Below are 18,402 nucleotides of genomic sequence, written 5' to 3' on the forward strand. Positions count from 1 at the left end.
AACATAAAAAAACGCCCTTTTTTAGTTAAAGGGCGTTTTTTGTTTATAGCTATTATATTATTGTTTATCGTATTTTGTGAAGTTACTTTCTAAAGGTTCTTGACTTGCAAATTCTGTTTCAGCTAATTGTTGCGCGTTTTCATTTGCAAAAGTTTTTCTTGCTATCTCAACACTATTTTGCTCTATGTTTTTTAGTTGAATAACATAGTAAGAGTTTTGTACACTTGGTTCAATACCCTTTAAAAGAATTTTATTTGTCTTGTTGTTATACGCTAAGATCTCCATGGAATAACTACCATTGAAGTTTACTTTTTGGTTGTCAAATTCATAGTAGTAAGTAAAACCTTGGGCAGAGAATAGGTATTTTCCTTCTACAGGTAACTCTATCTTATTATTAGATTGTTCTGCTTTTACAAGCGGTAACCATCCAAAAATTTGTTTGCCGTGGTTTACTTCAATATTTACAGTAGGGTCAGGGTATTTACTTTTAATTGCTCTATCTACTTGATCAAAATGATAAGTAGCATCCATATTAAATAAGAAGCCATTTTCTGTTTTGTTTGCAATAAAAAAGGCTTTAAATGTTTTGTCTTCTGGGTTTTGAGTAATCACCTTCTGTACCTTTGTTACTGTGTTTTCATAAATGGAAACAATAGTGTATAGCTCATCCTTTTGACCACTTCCTGTCATATCGCCCATATCAATGCTAATTGTACTTGGTGTGAAAGTAAAAGGAATAGGATTTCCAGCGTGGATAAAGTTGAACTCTCCTTCAAAGTCTAAGCGAGGGGATAATTCTTTTTGATCTTTGGTATCCGTATAGATATTACCATTATCGTCGCTATTGCAACTTGTTGTGATTGCCGCTAAAAGGAATAGGCAAAAAAATAGTTTGATTGATTTCATTTTGTATATAGTTTTAATTTAGACCAAAACTAAATAAAGAAAATAAAATACGCAACAATAATTTAAAATAATTCTAAATAATTTACATCTGGCTTTTAACCAGGGAGTAAATAAAAAAAGGCACCTATATTTATATAGGTGCCTTCTCTTATTTTGTCATTTGTCTTAGAGGACAAATAGTGAATTCTTAAGCTTCAAATGGTAAAATAGAAACGTAAGACTTGTTGTCTTTTTTCTTTTGGAATTTAACAACTCCGTCAACTTTTGCATGTAAAGTATGATCTTTTCCCATGTAAACGTTTTCACCAGGATTGTGCTTAGAACCTCTTTGTCTTACGATGATGTTACCTGCAATAGCAGCTTGTCCACCGTAAATCTTAACGCCTAAACGTTTCGATTCTGATTCTCTACCGTTCTTAGAACTACCTACACCTTTTTTATGTGCCATGACGTTTTAAATTTAGATTGTTAATACTCAGCTTTCGCTGTTTTTGTTATTTAACTATTTTGCATTGATTCCCTCAATAACAATTTGAGTTAAAGATTGTCTGTGACCATTTTTCTTTTTGTAACCTTTTCTTCTTTTTTTCTTGAAAACGATTACTTTGTCACCTTTAAGGTGTTGTAAAACTTTAGCTTCTACAGAAGCACCTTCTATAGCTGGGGCGCCTAAAGTGATGTTATCGTTTTCTTCAATTAAAAGAACTTTGTCAAAAGTAACAGTTGTTCCTTCTTCTGAAGCTAAACGGTGAACATAAACCTTTTGGTCTTTGCTAACTTTGAATTGTTGCCCTGCTATCTCTACGATTGCGTACATAACAATATAATTAAATGTTTAATAAGGGTGCAAATATAAACTTATTTTTTTATATACAAAAGAATATTCGTGAGTAAAAAATTGTTTTTTACAGGTATAAAATGTTACTACTGAGACTATTGGTCTTTAAGTGGGCTTGAAATGGGATTGGATTCTTTGTAGTTTTAGCAAAGTTTTATTAATTGAGGTAAATGTTTTAAAAATATTAATAATTTATTTTGTTGAAAATAACTGTGTTTAAAGGACTTTAGAACAATTACACTTGGTTTTTATACTTATTTTAACTCTTAAGTTTTAATTATCAATCTATTAACTGTAACAAAGTAGTATTGTTTGCGTCTTATATTACCATTAACTAACTTAATTTAATCTATCGCTTAATGAAAAGAATATTTTTTGTCGTGGGTACCTTTCTATGTACTTTAGGAGGTTACGCACAAAAGGTCGACTTTCAGGAGTATACCCTGGACAATGGATTACATGTGATTTTACACGAAGATAAAACTGCACCTGTAGTAGTGACTTCTGTGATGTATCATGTAGGAGCCAAAGACGAACAACCAGATAGAACTGGTTTCGCGCATTTTTTTGAACATTTACTTTTTGAAGGAACTCAAAATATCCCAAGGGGAGACTGGTTTAAGATTGTAACTAGTAATGGAGGGAAAAATAATGCTAATACTTCCGATGATAGAACCTATTATTATGAGATATTCCCTTCCAATAATTTAGAGCTTGCTCTTTGGATGGAGAGTGAACGTTTAATGCACCCTGTAATTAATCAAATTGGAGTAGATACTCAAAATGAAGTTGTAAAGGAAGAAAAGAGGCTTCGCGTAGATAATCAGCCGTATGGACAGATTTTTACCGAGGTTAAAAAGAACCTTTTTACTAATCACCCTTATCGTTGGGCTCCAATTGGATCTATGGAGCATTTAGATGCAGCTACACTTGAGGAATTTTTAGCTTTTAATAAAAAATTCTATATCCCTAATAATGCCGTTTTAGTTGTTGCAGGTGATTTTGATGAGAAACAAGCTAAAAAATGGATACAGCAGTATTTCGGAAGTATTCAAAAAGCAGAGCCAATTCAAAGAGCCTCTTTTGTAGAAACGCCAATCACTCAGCAGATAAATGCTGTTTTTGAAGATCCAAATGTTCAGCTTCCAATGGTATTACAAGCTTACCGTACACCATCTATGAAGGATAGAGATGCAAGAGTGCTAGATATGATATCTGTTTTATTATCTCAGGGAAAAAGTTCGAGATTATATAAAAAGGTAATTGATCAAAAGAAAATGGCTTTAGAAATAGCTTCTTTCGATATAAGTCAAGAAGATTATGGTATGTATTTTATTTATGCCATCCCAATGCAAGGATATACCTCTGAACAAATAGTGAACGAAATAGATCAAGAGATTGACTTTTTACAAACTAATTTAATATCCGATAAAGATTTTCAAAAATTACAAAACGTGATCGAAAATCGCTATGTAAATGAGAATGCTTCTCTAGAAGGTTTAGCGGAAAACTTAGCTTCTTACTATTTATTATATGGAGATGTGAATTTAATTAATTCTAATATTGATATATATAGAAGTATCACAAAGGAAGAAATTCGTGAAGTTGCAAAAAAATACTTGAACAAGAATCAACGTTTAATTTTGGACTATGTTCCTGTGAAAGAAGCTAATAATTAAAATTTTGTAAAGAATAATCAGATGAAAAAAATATATTTATTTATTGCAGCTGCTTTTTTAGTTATAGCCCCAAGTAGCATGCAAGGACAAGATCGTAAGCAACCCAATCCAGGGCCAGCTCCAACGGTACACATTACCAAACCAAAAACTTTTGTGATGGCTAATGGTTTAACGGTAATGTTAGTGCAAAATGATAAATTACCTCGAGTGTCTTATAGTTTAACTATTGATAATCCATTAGTTTACCAAGGAGATAAGACAGGAGTTTCGAATCTATTATCTGCTATGTTAGGAGGTAATACTAAAACAATGGACAAAGAGAAGTACAATGAAGAAATTGACTTTTTAGGTGTGTCTATGCGATTTAGCTCAACAGGTGGTTCTGCTTCTGGACTATCTAAATACAATGAGCAGATCATATCCTTATTAAGCCAAGGAACTTTAGAGCCAGTTTTTACTCAATTAGAGTTTGATAAGGTAAAAGCTCAAGAAATTGAGGGAGTAAAAAGTATGGATAAAAGTGTTTCTGCTATTTCAAATAGAGTGAATCAAGCCCTTTTATATGGTAAGGATACTCCAGTGGGGGAGTTTGAGACAGAAAAGACCTTATCTAATATTCAATTAGTAGATGTACAGGATTATTACAAAAAGTACTTTATTCCAAATAAAGCTTATTTAGTAGTAGTAGGAGATATTGATGTAAAACAAACCGAAGCTTTAATTCGCAAACACTTTGGTAAATGGAATAAAGAAAGTACTACTTTTCCTACCTATAACTTAGCTAAAAATGTAAAGGCTCCACAAATTGATTTCGTAGACATGTCTAATGCGGTTCAGAGTGAAATAGCTTTAGTTAACCAAGTAGAATTAAAGATGAATGATAAAGATTACTTTGCTGCTTTGCTAGCCAACCAAGTACTTGGAGGTGGTGGAGAGGGTAGATTGTTTCTGAATCTAAGAGAAGCTCATGGATGGACCTATGGAGCTTATTCTTCTTTAAGCCCTACTCGTAATTATCCAGGAATGTTCTTAGCAACTGCCTCTGTTCGTAATGTAGTAACAGATAGTGCTGTTACAGAATTTATGAAGGAAATTGACCTAATGAGAAATACTCTTGTAAGTGAAGAAGAATTAGCCATGGCTAAAAGCAAATACATAGGTAACTTTGTAATGGAAATTCAAAAGCCAGCCACTATAGCTAGATATGCTTTGTTTAGCGCCTTGTATAATTTACCAAATGATTTTTATGAAAACTATATTAAAAATATCCAAAGTGTCACTGCCCAAGATATTCAAAAGGCAGCACAGAAATATTTTTTAAGTGAGAATATGCGAATTATTATTGTTGGTAAAGCAAGTGAGGTATTACAAGGGTTAGAATCTTTACAGATTCCGATTAACTATTATAATACACAAGCAGATCCAACTGAAAAACCTTCTGTGGATGTATCAGCGCCAGTTGGAACAACTGTAAATAGTGTGGTTAATAAATACCTTAATGCCATTGGAGGTGTAAATAAATTAAAAGAAGTAAAGAGTGTATTTACACAAGCCAGTGCTAGTGTACAAGGAATGGAAATTGAATTTGATTCTAAAATAATGACTCCAGGGTATAGTTTAGTTACACAAAGTATGGGAGGTACTCTACTTTCTAAAGTGGTAATTACCCCACAAAGTGGATATACATTTAATCAAGGAGTGAAAACAGAATTAACTCCAGAGCAACTTTTAAAGGCTCAAAAAGAAGCATATCCTTTCGTTGAGTTAAATTGGATAGATAATCCTGATGTTACTTTAGGTCAACTTAAAATGGTGGATTCAAAAAAATGTGTAGGTCTAAAAGTTGGAAATAGTGTACATTATTATGATTTGGAATCAGGTTTAAAATATGGTATCGACTCTACAAGTGAACAGGATCCTAATGTAGTAAGTTCGGTAGAATTAAGTGATTACAAGCAAACACAAGGAATTTGGTTCCCGATGACTCAAACCATAAATATGGGTATTGAAATTCAAATTAAAACAAAAGATATTAAAGTGAATCAAAATGTTTCTTTAGAAGACTTTAACTAGTTGATATACATTTATTTGGTTTTTAAAAAAGCAGCTAACTTTTTGTTAGTTGCTTTTTTTAATTCGTATCTTTATACCCCCAATTAAGAATTAATATATTGAGATATGAAAGTAATCAAATTTTTTGCTCTAGTTGCTTTTGCTAGTTTTATAACAACTAGTTGTCAGCAAGGTTCTACTGCTTCTGACCAAAATGAACAAGTGGAACAAATACAAGAAGTTGCTCCTAAATCTAATGAAAACCAAGTGGCTGAGTTACAACAAGCTACTTTTCATGTAGAAGGAATGACATGTGAAGTTGGTTGTGCTAGTTTTATACAGAAAAAACTATCTGATTTACCAGGAGTTACACAAGCTACTGTTGATTTTGATACTAAAACAGCTACTGTAGTGTATCAACAGAATCAACAAACTCCAGAGGTTTTAACTCAAACAGTTGAGAAAATTGCCAATGGATTATACCAAGTAAGCGATATGCAGACGGTAAGTTACACGAATTAGTAATAAAAAGGTATGAAATAAGAAAGGTCAAAATATATTATATTTTGACCTTTTTTATTTTAGTTATTCCATTGTAAAGATTCTAGGATATTTACCATGTCATTATGTAAGTATTCCTTTGCAGGATAAATGGAGTCGAAGTTTGGTTTGGCATAAAAGTACAAAGAGGCAACTAAAAAGTTTTTCTGACTATCTGTTGCATAGAACTGTACATTAGTTGCGGCATTTCCTTCAATTTGATATAATATTCCAGAGAGGTTGTTTTCTGGAATTTCAAAGGGATGCTCTATGATTTGATCTGCCTTAATAAAATGTTCGTAGGTTAGTTTTTGAGCATCTTTTAAGAGAAAATCTAAATTATTGTTTACAGGCTTATAATTTAGAAATATTGTAGCCTTCATTTGTGGATAATGAACCTCTAATGAATTAGGATATGGTTTTTTAATTAGAGCTAAATCATTTTTTTGAAAACTAAATCCATTAATACTATCTTTAAAACCATGATAGGTTGCCTTGGGGTAATCTAAGGCTAAATAAGCCTGAGGCTTTGGTAGTACTTCTTTTTTACATGAGCTTAGGCTAAGTAGTAAAATACTAAGTAATGGTAATAGGATGGTTTTATACATTATAAAAGTGTCTTTTTTTAAAAGGGTAGGGTATCATTGTTTTCAATAGGAGGAACCTTAAAATTGTCAATATTTTGCTGGTTTATTTGTTGAAAGGTAGGTGTAGATTCTGTATTGTCTTGTTGTTTTACACGTAAGAATTTAATCTCTTTGACAATCACTTCATAAATCATTTGTTGTACCCCTTGTTCATTAGTCCATTGAGTAGTTTTAACCTTTCCTTCCACATAGATTCTATCTCCGGTAGTTAAATACTTCTCACACAGTTCGGCCTGTTTGTTTTTTACAACTATATTATGCCATTGGGTAGTGGTAACTCTTTGTTGAGTAGATTTAGAAATATAGGATTCATTAGTTGCAAGAGGAAAGCGAGCTATACAGTTACCATCTTCGAAGTAATGTATTTTAACTTGGTCCCCTAGTTGACCAATCAACATGATTTTGTTTAAATTACTATGCATAATATTGGGAATTTATTCTTCACTAAGAGTGCCAATAAAGTTATGAATTACTATAGGAAAACCAAAATTATTTAATTCTTTCCATGGGGTTGATTCTTTAAGAGGCTCCTTTGTTTGAACAATCCAAAAATTCACTTGTAATTTTTGATGAGATAAAATATGGGTTATAGGAGTTGTATTCATTAAGGTGATTTGACAGGCTTCTACAGTTGGAAAATCACTCTTTAACACCTGTTTAATATCGATGGGTGTATCTTCAAAACGATCTATACACGGAAATTGATAGAGTTTTTGCCAAATATCTTTTTTTGTTCTTTGCTCTATCAGTGTATTTTTTTGCTCATCTTGAAAAATAATATAGTCAATATACCTATTTCTAACTTTAGTTTTCTTAAGTTTGACAGGTAATATACTTACCATATTAGTTTGTAAAGCTACACAGGTAGTATTAAAAACGCAACTTTGACATAACGGAAGTTTAGGAGTACATTGCATCGCGCCAAAATCCATTATTGCTTGGTTGAAGATTGCAGGTTGTTCTTTAGGTAATAAGCTTTGTGCTAGATCTTGAAATTCCTTTTTTGCAGCACTACTAGAGATATCTGTAGTGATGCCAAAAACTCGGGATAAAACTCTATAAACATTGCCGTCCAAAACAGCCACATTTTCATTAAATGCAATCGAAGCGATAGCGGCTGCGGTATAAGGCCCTACTCCTTTTAAAGCTAAAAGGTCTTTGTAATTATTGGGGAATACTCCCTTATAATCATAGGCTATAATTTTTGCAGAAGCATGTAAGTTACGTGCTCTACTATAATATCCAAGTCCTTGCCATAATCTTAGAACTTGGTCCTCTTCAGCATTAGCTAGATCAAAAACGGTTGGAAAAGTTTCTAAAAAAGACAAATAATACGGTAATCCTTGGGCAACTTTTGTCTGTTGAAGGATTATTTCTGATAGCCAAATGGCATATGGATTGTTTGTTTCACGCCATGGTAAACTACGTTTGTTTTGTAAATACCAAGCAGTGAGTTTGTTAGAAAATATCATAGTAAAAAGTATAGATTGCAAACTTAAAACTTTATATATTTAAATTTTAATCGATTAAGGTTGAATTATTGGATTATAAATTAATATATTTGCACACTCTAAAAATTTCGACAACAACAAAATAATTTATATCTAAAAATGACGAAAGCAGACATTGTAGCAAAAATTTCGGAGAAATTAGGGCTTGAGAAAGGTGACGTACAGGCGACAGTTGAATCTTTTATGGATGAAGTAAAAGCCTCATTAGAATCTGGAGAAAATGTTTATTTAAGAGGTTTTGGAAGTTTTATCATCAAAACTAGAGCTGAAAAAACTGGAAGAAACATTTCTAAAAATACGACTATTAGAATTCCAGCTCATAATATCCCAGCTTTCAAACCTGCTAAGGTGTTTGTAGAAGGCGTTAAGTCAAACACAGAAGTAAAAGTAAAATAATTTATTAATCTCTAAATTACACACATTATGCCAAGTGGTAAAAAAAGAAAAAGACATAAGGTAGCGACGCACAAACGTAAAAAAAGAGCTAGAGCTAACCGTCACAAGAAGAAGAAGTAGTTTTAAACTACTTTTTTCTTTTAAGAGGAAAACTAAAAGACTTATCTTTAGGGATAAGTCTTTCAGGTTATATACCTGTTTTGATTAATGTTTAATCCATCTATACAATCTTGTTTTTCAAGGAGTTAAGTGCTTTGATAATGAATGAGTATGGATAAAAATGTACAGTGTGAATAAAGAGCTAATTATTAGATCGAGTTCTGAAACAGTAGATTTTGCCTTATTAAAAGATGGAAAACTAATTGAACTTCATAAAGAAAGAGAGGACAACCAAGAAGCGGGATTTCAAGTTGGGGATATTTTTATCGCTAAAATTAGAAAACCTGTCGCTGGTCTAAATGCAGCATTTGTGCATGTAGGATTCGAGAAGGATGCGTTTTTGCATTATCACGATTTAGGTCCAAACTTAAAGACTTTATTGAAATTCAGTAAACTTGTAAGCGGAGGAAAATTAAAGGACTATTCTTTAAAAAATTTCGCTTTTGAAGAAGAAATAGATAAAGATGGTGTAGTAACAGATGTTCTAAGTGCCAATCAATCTTTATTAGTTCAAATTGTAAAAGAACCTATTTCAACTAAAGGGCCTAGAATAAGTTCAGAATTATCTATTGCTGGACGTTATGTTGTTTTAGTTCCTTTCTCAAATAGAGTATCTATCTCTCAGAAAATTGAGTCAAAAGAGGAAAAGGATCGTTTAAAAAAATTAGTACAGTCCATCAAACCTAAAGGTTTTGGTGTAATTGTACGTACCGTTGCAGAGGGCATGAAAGTTAGTGATATCGAAAGAGATCTAGATAACTTAATGTCTAAATGGAATGCAATGTGTAAAAAATTAGCAACTGCTCATCATCCTTCCAAAGTATTAGGAGAAGTTAATAAAGCCTCTTCTATACTAAGAGATGTTTTTAATGATACGTTCACTGGTATTATTACTGATGATGAAGATATGTTCTATCAAACGAAGGACTATTTGCAAGAAATTGCTCCTTCAAAAGTTTCTATTGTAAAGCATTACCAATCCAAAGAAGTACCAATTTTCGAAAAGTACAATATTGAACGTCAAATTAAGACGTCTTTTGGAAAAACGGTTTCAATGAGTAAAGGAGCTTACTTAATCATTGAGCATACCGAGGCACTTCATGTTATTGATGTGAATAGTGGAAACAGGTCTAACAAGGCTCAAAGTCAAGAAGACACCGCTTTAGAAGTTAACTTAATTGCAGCTGGTGAAATAGCAAGGCAATTGCGTTTAAGGGATATGGGGGGAATTATTGTTGTGGACTTTATTGATATGGGTAATCCAGAGAATAGAAAAACACTTTATGACTTTTTGAAAGAAGAGATGAGTGATGACAAAGCAAAACACAAAATCTTGCCACCTAGTAAGTTTGGATTAATTCAAATTACAAGGCAAAGGGTTCGTCCTGAGGTTAATATTGAAACAAGAGAAGAAGATCCAAACGAACATGGTGAAATTGAAGCTCCTATTCTTGTAATTGACAAAATAAAGGCCGACCTTGAAAGTATTATCACAAAAGATAAATCTGCAAAGATTATCTTAAATGCGCATCCGTTCGTAGCCGCGTATTTAAAACAAGGATTTCCATCTACCCAACATAAGTGGTTTTTGGAGTTCAAAAAGTGGATAAAAATTGTTCCTCGTGACGCTTACACGTACCTAGAGTACCATTTCTTTAATGATAAAGGAAATGAATTTTCAGAATAATAGAAAACCGTTTACTATAGTAGTAAGCGGTTTTTTTTATGGATTCCCTATTTGGATATTAATCGCTTTACTATCTCCGTTTTGGTTGACAATCCTAAGGGTATACTTACCTGGGTCAGCTAAAATATTTTTGTTGTGTTTTAAAACACTATTGCCTAAATATTTCTGATCAAGATACCAATAGAGGGTATCTGTTGTTTTACTTGTTGCTGCTGAGGCAGTAAAAGGTTGTACTTGGGTGCTAAAACCCCTTGTTAAGTGTAATATGTCATTATGTTTAGGGTAGATAAAGTCAACAGTGTTTTTTTGATTATCTCCTATACAATCTTCTCTCCAAGGAGGGAGTTCTTTATAGTGATTATTTTGTTGTCTATAGTAGTATGCCATTGTAGGGGGTAGCACAAACCAAGGTGTACTCACGATATGTTGTATATCCTGGCAAGTAGTATTGACTTGATAACGCATAGATTCCTCTAGGTGTACTAATTGATGATAGGGGCAAAGCCCAGTTTTTTTGGCTCTAATGGGAATTAGTTGGGTGGTTGAATCACAAAGTTCAGATGCAATATATCCGCTAAGGGTACAAACTTGTACTTGTTCTAAGTCATCAAATGGTGTCTCAAACCATTGATTTTTCGGCATTAGATTAAATAAATCAAATAATATTGGACCAGCTAGTCGCACCCCACTTAGAGATGGTCTACCTTCTCCAGTGGAATTTCCTACCCATACACTAATAACATAGTTTTTATCTATACCTACTGCCCATGCATCTCTTGCACCAAAGCTTGTTCCTGTCTTCCAAGCTATTTTCTTTGCGGAATTAAAATACTGCCAACCTAACTGATCTTCAGGTCTGTTTACTTTGGTTAAAGCTGTAAAAGTCTGGTAAATTGGGCCTGCTCCAAAGACAGCTGGTTCTTTTGAAGGTACACTGTTTTTTATTGCTTTATCTTTTTGCCAAACTAAATCATCTAGGGAGTTGATAGGATAACTTCCTTTAGACTCATTATAATAATTTAAAGTGTAGGCTAAGTTAGTATACGCCCTTGTAATTTGCCATAAGCTAGATTCTGCACCACCTAAAATAAGGGATAACCCATAATGATTAGGATGCTTATTTATACTTGTGAAGCCAAGATTTTGTAAATAATGGTAGAAACGGGCTACACCGAAATCTTGTAGCATTAGTACAAAGGGAATATTAAGAGAGCGGGACAAAGCCTGGGAATGCGGTACCGCACCATTATAAGAGCTTGAAAAGTTAAGCGGCTTATAACCTGAAATAACTATTGGAATATCTTTTACTAAGGTATGAGGTAATATTTCACCTTGATCAAGTTGGGCCATACTTAAAAAAGGTTTTAAGGTACTTCCTGTTGATCGAAGTGATAAAATATTATCTACATCTTTTTGGTGCTCTTTATCTGTAGGAGAATTTCCAACATAGGCTAGGATGGCGTTTGTTTTTATATCCGTTATTAAAACGGAAATATTGTGTATTTGGGATTCTTTATACTCTTTGTAATATTTGGCTACGATTTCATTAGCCCTCATTTGTAAGGGATAATCTATTGTAGTAGTAATGGTTTGTTGAGGTTGTTTTTTATGTATTAGTTCTAAAAGATGTGGTGATGTATTAGGTAAGTTATGTGGCTTTTCAACTAAATTTTCCTCTATAGCTAATACATAAGTTATGGAGTCAATTATTTTATTCTTGAGTAGCTTTTCAAGTAATATATTTCTCTTTTTCAAAAGAAGTTGGCGGTTTTTTCCTGGATTTATTAAAGAAGGAGCGTTTGGTAGCACAGCAAGTGTTGCTGCTTGCGACCAAGACAGTTGGTCAGGGGTAATACCATAATATCGCCATGCAGCCATATCTAGCCCAACCACATTACCTCCAAAGGGGGCATGGGAAGAATATAAATTAAGTATCTCTTTTTTGGAATAGGTAAACTCTAGCCTTGTTGCTTGTATGGTTTCTTTTATCTTTTGCCAATAAGTTCGTTTTTGATTGCCATGGTGTAGACGTATGGTTTGTTGGGTAAGAGTGCTGGCTCCAAAGCGATTTTGTTTAGCTTGTAAATTTTTTATAAAAGCTTTACTTATTGCCAATGGATTAATACCCCAATGCAAATAAAAATATTGGTCTTCATATAGTCTTAGCGCTGTCTCGAATTTATAAGGAGTGTTTTGAGTTGGCGCGAATCGCCACTGACCATCATTAGCAATTTTAGCTCCTAATAAATGGCCGTCCTTACTAAGGATAACGCTAGAATAGGGTTGGTTAAATAATTGGTTCGGTAAACAAAAAGCATAAAGTAACCCAAGGATAATTCCAATAATAAAAAAGGCTTTTTTCTTTGGGCTACTCCATACTATTTTAAAAAAGTACTTCATTACATCTAGTGGTACAGGATTGCTTTTTTCAAATAAAACGCCTGTGTTTTATGGTATTACATTAATCCAGTTTCCTTTTGTTCTTGCGTAATAATTAGGGGCATACATCGCATTGATATATACACCAGGTAGATAATAATGACCTAAATAGGAGGCAATTAATTCGATTGTAAAGCTCTGGCTACTTTGAGCATTCAAATCAAAATAGAAATTAACTCTATCATCTTGTATGTCGACATGAGTAGAGTTTGATGTCGTATTACTTTGCTCTGGTAAGGCATATCTAAAGTTGACAATTTCCCAACCTGAGGGTATGATATTAGTAAGGGCAAGATTGTTTACTTTTGAAAAACTAGTGTTTTTAATCGTTAATTCCGCTGTAAATTGAGTGGATTGTTTCAGGTTTTGTACCGGAATTACCTGATTATTTTGGTCTTTATATACAATATTAATCGATAAGTTCTTTTGCTCTTCCAACTCTTTTCCTAATGCTAAAACTCCTTGCTTAGATAAATTTATGTATAAATCACCTTGCGATTTATTTTGTATTTCTAAAGTATTGTTGTCAGATAAGGGATCTAAAATAGTATTGTAGATATTATCATTAGATTCTACTTGGTTTACTTTATTGTTAAAGGAGTACTCTGCTTTGATAGTTGTGCTTTTTGGATGAGTTGTAAAATAATTAGCTATTGCATTTAATGCAAAAGCAGTCGTTTGTGTACTCATCCAGGTATTACTTCCTAGTTCTTTGGCAATTTGTATTGCAAGCTGACTTGTTTTATTACTCTTTGGCTCAAGGGCAATGTAGGTTTGTAATGCCATTGCTTTATTTCTTGTATCTGAACCGTAGGAATAAGCATCTTGTTTATCACTTGCGATAGGTAAATTAACTAGAAGTTCCATTGCTACTTTATCTTGGGCTAAAAGGGCATATGCAGCCGCAAGTCTTAAGCGACTTTGGGCAGTTATTTTAGTATTTTCTCTTAAGCGATTCATAGCTGCTAAGTCGGGTTGTTTTGCCAAGGCAAGAGCATAGAGTCTATAAGCCTGTTCAAAATCATTTTGTATGCTAGGTTCATAAATCCAATTTCTGCTTTGGTTCTTTTCAAATGCAATCCAGTTTGCCTTAGTATTTAAACCTAATGCATAACCTTTTTTCTCGGCCTCTAGTAAGAAATGTCCAACATAGGTTGTAGTCCATAATTGTGCACTAGTTGAGCTATCCCAATACTTAAATCCACCACTAACCATTTGTCTTTGGCTAAGTCGGGAAATTGCATTGGTTACATTATTTTGTATTTGTGTTTTTTGTTTTTGTTGTAATGGGATTAAATCATCCAAATATAATTGTGCAAATGCACCAGAGGTAATTTGCTCGCTACATCCATGGGGATAGCTAATAAGGTAATCTAATCGTGAGTTTAAATTAATTGAAGGGAAATTAGATAGTTCTAACCATGCTTTATTGGAGTTTAGAATACCAAAGGTTTCCCAAGTTGTTTGTACTTTCTCTCCTGGTGATAATACAATATCTTGATTTATTGTAGTAAGTGGATTGGGATTTAAGACATCAAGCTCAATATCATAAGAAGCTTTGTGTTTATTGGTTTTAGCCAAAATGGCAATAGAAGCTACCCCAAGAATATCTTTTACTTTTAAATCAAAGTAAACTACCTTCTCTGTTGAATCTCCCATTTCTACTGTTTTGGTACTTGGACCAATTAATTCAAATCGCTTATCCGTTTTTACTTCTACTTGTACTTTTTCATTGGGATTTTGGGTAAAAATAGTAACAGGTAAAGTGATTTGCTCTGTTGTTAGGGCGCGTCTAGGTAAAGTCCCTAAAATCATTAAAGGACTTCTTACTAGGGTAGTTTGCTCACCAGAACCATATGCATCTTGTTTTGCATTAGAAGCTACAATCATGGTCTTAACTGATCCAATATACTTAGGTAGTTTAAAAGTATGGGAAGCAGTTTTACCTGCCTCTAAAGTAAAGGGACCCTCCCAAATAACCACAGGGGCAAATCGGTTGGCTTTTTTTACCGAACCAATAGCTAAATCTTCATCACCACCTATACTGAAAATTTGATTAATATTTCCTCCATATGCTCCAATTACCTGGTCGAAAATATCCCAAGTACGAACTCCTAATGAAGTTTTACTATAGAAAGTATTCCAAGGGTTTGGAGTTTTAAAAGAAGTTAGGTCTAATAGGCCTTCCTCTACTATAGCTATAGTATAGGTCATAGCTTGTTTATTGTTTTCACTGACTTTGACCGTAAAGCTTTGTTCACTCTCAATTTCTTTAGGCATCTGAATAACCGGTTCTAATTTTGTCTTAGGGTCGTAAACCTCAATTGGTACAATTCCATAAAGACGAATAGGGGAGTTATTTAAAGTAAAGGCATGAGGCTGTATTAATGTGACATGGACATATACATTAGGAGCCATCTTTGGTGTGATTTCAAAATCAATGCTGGTTTCATTGTCCTTGGTGTCTACCCAAAAGCTCTGAAGAACTTGGGTTCCATTTTCTATAGATATTAAGGCTTTAGATCCTTGAGTAGAAGTAAAGCTCACTGTAGCCTTTTCTTTTGTTACATAGGTTTTTTTATTGGTTACTACTTTAAGAGCAGTGGCTTCTTTTTGCTGGTTTTGTTCATCAAAATTCCACCAAGATGGATATTGTACATATAGGCTACTTGAAGCGATATGTCCGCTAATACTGTCTATTGCCACTATTTCATAAGAACCCCAGTCTTGTGAATCCACTTGCCAAGTAAAGGAAGCCATACCTTTTGAATCGGTAGTTAAGTATTGCTCGCTTACTAAGATAAAGTCACTTGAATTACTGAAGCTTGAAATTCCTTGTGTATTTTGACTCCACCACCAGTTATTTGTTTTTTTATAAAGATATACAGTTAACGCGCCTTGTTTTGGCTTTTGGTCTTGATCTAAAATAATAAAGGAAAAATCCAATGGTTTTTGTGTTTGGTAACTGCCATACTTATCTGCTTTAGGAAGTTTGATACCTACGTAACTACTAAAAGGTGAAACCTCTATGGAAGAGACATCGATAGACATATCACCAGCGTTTTCAAATACTTTGGTAGTTAATATTGCTTTTAGTTTTCCTGCATTTTTTGGCGCTAGATTACTATCTAATACAAATTGGAATCTTCCATTTTGATCTGTTGTGCCTTGAAAAACATTTTGAGGTGTAGTTGCAGGCTTGCTTAGGGTATTGGTGAATATGTAATCGGCATAGTTTTTAAAACTTGTATCCCCATAATAATATTTAAGATCTACCACCGCCTTTAGATTTGAACCAATACTACCTTGTAACCAGTTTACTTGAAAGTCTATTACCTGTTTTGAATTTGCGTTAAAAGTGGTGTTTTCCTGATTGTTAATTATTTTTAATCGATTAGGCTTTATGGTTTCTACACTGATGGACTTATAGAATTTTACACCACCTACATTAATTACTACTTGGTAGTTTCCAGTAATTGACTGCTGCTCTGTTTTTAGCAGGAAGGAATATTGATTGTTTTGGTTTTTCTTTTTAGTTTGTTGTTCGATTACTCTACCTAGTGGGTCACTTAGGGTTATACTAATTGGATGATTATTTGGTAGAGGATTGGCCTGGTCGTTTAATATAAATCCAATAGGAATAGTATTTCCAGGTCTGAATACTCCCCTTTGACTATAAATATACCCTTGAATTCCATGTTGTAAAACACTACCGTCTACATCATAATTACTTACAGATAAGGCGTTGGCATTATCCACTTTTACATAGGTACTAGAATTATTATCTTTTACGACAATGAAATAGGGAACCTTATCTTCTATCTTTACTTCTAACATACCGTTAAGGTCTGTTTTAGCACTAGTAATTAACTGTTGTTGGTAATCATAAAATTCTACAAGTGCAGCCTTTAGTGGTTCTGCAGTTAGTAAAGAAGTTGCTACCACTAAGAAAGTATCGTTGTTTCCTCTCTTTACAATTGCTCCTATATCTGATGCAAGTACATTTGTAGTAGGGCTGTTGGCATAGTAATAATAAGCGGGATCACAAGGATTCTCGCTTTGTGACCAATCATAGTATCTGTAGCTATAATAGTCATAGGAATCAAAGTCAGGTGAAAAAACGCCTTGGGAGTTTTTAGTATAATAATCATTATTGGTATCTTGACTTTGTTGCTCTGATTTTGGTTGATCACAAGGATATAAAGAATACTGCTCTTGCATGGAGAATTTCACATGGTAAATGGCTCCGGGTTCAGGGCTTATCAATGCAGATAAATCCACTGCGTAAGCATTCCATTGCAAAAGTGCTTTAGCCGAAGGATTTGTTAGTTCTAATTTTTGCTTTGCAATAGGCTGAGCAACTTGCATCAAGTTATAGCTTCCATCCAAAGAGTTGTCTTGTAAAAACTGCAATATATTATTTTGATAAATTCTGTAGACCTCTATATCCACAGCACTTAATGTAGTAGCTTGAAAGTTTATTTTTAAATTAGAAGAGGAAGGTAAAATAGTCCCACTTTGCAGTAGTTTTATTTCTGGAGAAGCAACTTTGTAGTTTACCATTAGTTTGGTTTTTTCTAATAGTTTATCTCCATATGTATTGGTAATACCTGGGTAAAGTTGTATTGCTAAATCTTGGTTAAAGGAAGTAGAACTGGATATTTTTACCACATTTGCAGAGATAGTATAACGTAAATCTCCTTGGTTAGGTTCGATAGAAATTAGACCTTGAAGATCTTGGTTACTTGCAATAGGGTCTGAAAAGTTTAAAAATATACTTTGATTATCATCATCTAATCTTGGATTATCTAAGACTCTAAACTCTCCTAAAGCAGGAATATCCACATTTCGGCTTATGTCTTGGGAAGAGCCTATAGCTTTATTAAAGAGCTGGATTTCTAATGTAGATGACTGGTTTTGTCTTAGAACATCTTGTATGATTATATTATACTCTTTAGCTAATTCTTTGGAGTTATCTAAGATTAGAATTTGCTTTTTATCCTTGCCTTGCATAGCTGAGATCAATTTGTCTACTTGATCTTTTGCAATAACATCAGAAAAAAACAATTTAGCATTTATTGCATAATTACTTGGAGTAATGGATTGGAAATCTATTACTTCAAGATGCATATTTTGAGATTTTGTAGTAACTATGAAATTAAAAACCAATGGTGTAGATTCCTTTGTGTCTATAATTTGACCTAAATCTACACTAATATAGTAGGTTTGATCCTGCTTCAAAAGCTCTTTTGGACGAAATTGTATTACTCCATTGTCCTGATAAATCAGTTCTCCTTGTACCTGCGGGGTTATTTGCCACATTTTCAAAGGTAGGGTTTCCGATTTATTTTTGTCTTCTAAGGGCTGGTTTAACACTACTTGAATTGGGTCAGCTACAGAAATAATTCCTGTAGTAAAAGAACGAATGTACTCCTGGAAGTTAGTAGGGTTAGAAACCTTAAAATCACTAGGAACATCTTTAGAACATGCACTAAAAAGTAATGTAATGCACAAAGTCAAGAATAAAAGAGGATTTGCTTTCATAATA

General features: G+C 33.4%; 13 protein-coding genes. 5 read left to right on the plus strand and 8 right to left on the minus strand.

Features of this window, described 5'->3' with window-relative positions; all coding sequences use genetic code 11:
* Positions 1 to 57: 57 nt before the first annotated feature.
* The 3 genes from ACYSNM_RS01240 to rplU form a co-directional block, all read right to left on the minus strand.
* A complete protein-coding gene (locus ACYSNM_RS01240) occupies positions 58 to 906 on the minus strand; it encodes a hypothetical protein (RefSeq protein WP_461755296.1) in 849 nt (282 codons plus the stop codon).
* A 187-nt stretch (positions 907 to 1,093) separates the two neighbouring features.
* Entirely contained in the window at positions 1,094 to 1,354 is a 261-nt protein-coding gene (rpmA, locus tag ACYSNM_RS01245) for a 50S ribosomal protein L27 (RefSeq protein WP_317631911.1), read from the minus strand.
* A gap of 54 nt (positions 1,355 to 1,408) precedes the next feature.
* On the minus strand, positions 1,409 to 1,723 hold the full coding sequence (rplU, locus tag ACYSNM_RS01250; protein WP_461752909.1) for a 50S ribosomal protein L21: 315 nt from the start codon (positions 1,721 to 1,723) through the stop codon (positions 1,409 to 1,411).
* 380 nt (positions 1,724 to 2,103) lie between these two features.
* Between rplU and ACYSNM_RS01255 the strand changes: the two genes are divergently transcribed.
* The 3 genes from ACYSNM_RS01255 to ACYSNM_RS01265 all read left to right on the plus strand — a co-directional run bounded on the left by ACYSNM_RS01255 (position 2,104) and on the right by ACYSNM_RS01265 (position 5,997).
* Positions 2,104 to 3,423, plus strand: a complete 1,320-nt coding sequence (locus ACYSNM_RS01255) for a M16 family metallopeptidase (protein ID WP_461755297.1) — start codon at positions 2,104 to 2,106, stop codon at positions 3,421 to 3,423.
* Between the two features lie 21 nt (positions 3,424 to 3,444).
* Positions 3,445 to 5,496, plus strand: coding sequence for a M16 family metallopeptidase (locus ACYSNM_RS01260; RefSeq protein ID WP_461755298.1), 2,052 nt, complete (start codon positions 3,445 to 3,447; stop codon positions 5,494 to 5,496).
* A 105-nt stretch (positions 5,497 to 5,601) separates the two neighbouring features.
* Positions 5,602 to 5,997: a heavy-metal-associated domain-containing protein gene (locus ACYSNM_RS01265; RefSeq protein ID WP_461755299.1), complete on the plus strand. Its 396-nt coding sequence runs from the start codon at positions 5,602 to 5,604 to the stop codon at positions 5,995 to 5,997.
* Positions 5,998 to 6,056: 59 nt separating this feature from the next.
* Here ACYSNM_RS01265 and gldD read toward each other — a convergent pair whose 3' ends face one another.
* Genes gldD through mutY form a run of 3 tightly spaced genes read right to left on the minus strand, consistent with a single transcriptional unit; the run spans position 6,057 to position 8,134 of the window.
* Complete coding sequence (gene gldD, locus ACYSNM_RS01270) at positions 6,057 to 6,623, minus strand: gliding motility lipoprotein GldD (RefSeq protein WP_461755300.1); 567 nt, start codon at positions 6,621 to 6,623, stop codon at positions 6,057 to 6,059.
* 17 nt (positions 6,624 to 6,640) lie between these two features.
* Complete coding sequence (locus ACYSNM_RS01275; protein WP_461752914.1) at positions 6,641 to 7,084, minus strand: single-stranded DNA-binding protein; 444 nt, start codon at positions 7,082 to 7,084, stop codon at positions 6,641 to 6,643.
* A gap of 12 nt (positions 7,085 to 7,096) precedes the next feature.
* Positions 7,097 to 8,134: an A/G-specific adenine glycosylase gene (mutY, locus tag ACYSNM_RS01280; RefSeq protein WP_461755301.1), complete on the minus strand. Its 1,038-nt coding sequence runs from the start codon at positions 8,132 to 8,134 to the stop codon at positions 7,097 to 7,099.
* A gap of 138 nt (positions 8,135 to 8,272) precedes the next feature.
* On the opposite strand from mutY, the gene ACYSNM_RS01285 reads away from it, so the two are divergent.
* The gene (locus ACYSNM_RS01285; protein WP_155034606.1) at positions 8,273 to 8,569 is read left to right on the plus strand and encodes an HU family DNA-binding protein; all 297 of its coding nucleotides are present in this window, start codon (positions 8,273 to 8,275) and stop codon (positions 8,567 to 8,569) included.
* A 289-nt stretch (positions 8,570 to 8,858) separates the two neighbouring features.
* The gene (locus ACYSNM_RS01290) at positions 8,859 to 10,415 is read left to right on the plus strand and encodes an Rne/Rng family ribonuclease (RefSeq protein WP_461755302.1); all 1,557 of its coding nucleotides are present in this window, start codon (positions 8,859 to 8,861) and stop codon (positions 10,413 to 10,415) included.
* A 36-nt stretch (positions 10,416 to 10,451) separates the two neighbouring features.
* Here ACYSNM_RS01290 and pbpC read toward each other — a convergent pair whose 3' ends face one another.
* Together pbpC and ACYSNM_RS01300 are read right to left on the minus strand one after the other, a co-directional pair.
* Positions 10,452 to 12,815, minus strand: a complete 2,364-nt coding sequence (gene pbpC / locus ACYSNM_RS01295) for a penicillin-binding protein 1C (RefSeq protein WP_461755303.1) — start codon at positions 12,813 to 12,815, stop codon at positions 10,452 to 10,454.
* A gap of 48 nt (positions 12,816 to 12,863) precedes the next feature.
* Positions 12,864 to 18,398, minus strand: coding sequence for an alpha-2-macroglobulin family protein (locus ACYSNM_RS01300; RefSeq protein ID WP_461755304.1), 5,535 nt, complete (start codon positions 18,396 to 18,398; stop codon positions 12,864 to 12,866).
* Positions 18,399 to 18,402: the final 4 nt, after the last annotated feature.

Source organism: Myroides sp. LJL116 (assembly GCF_054871685.1).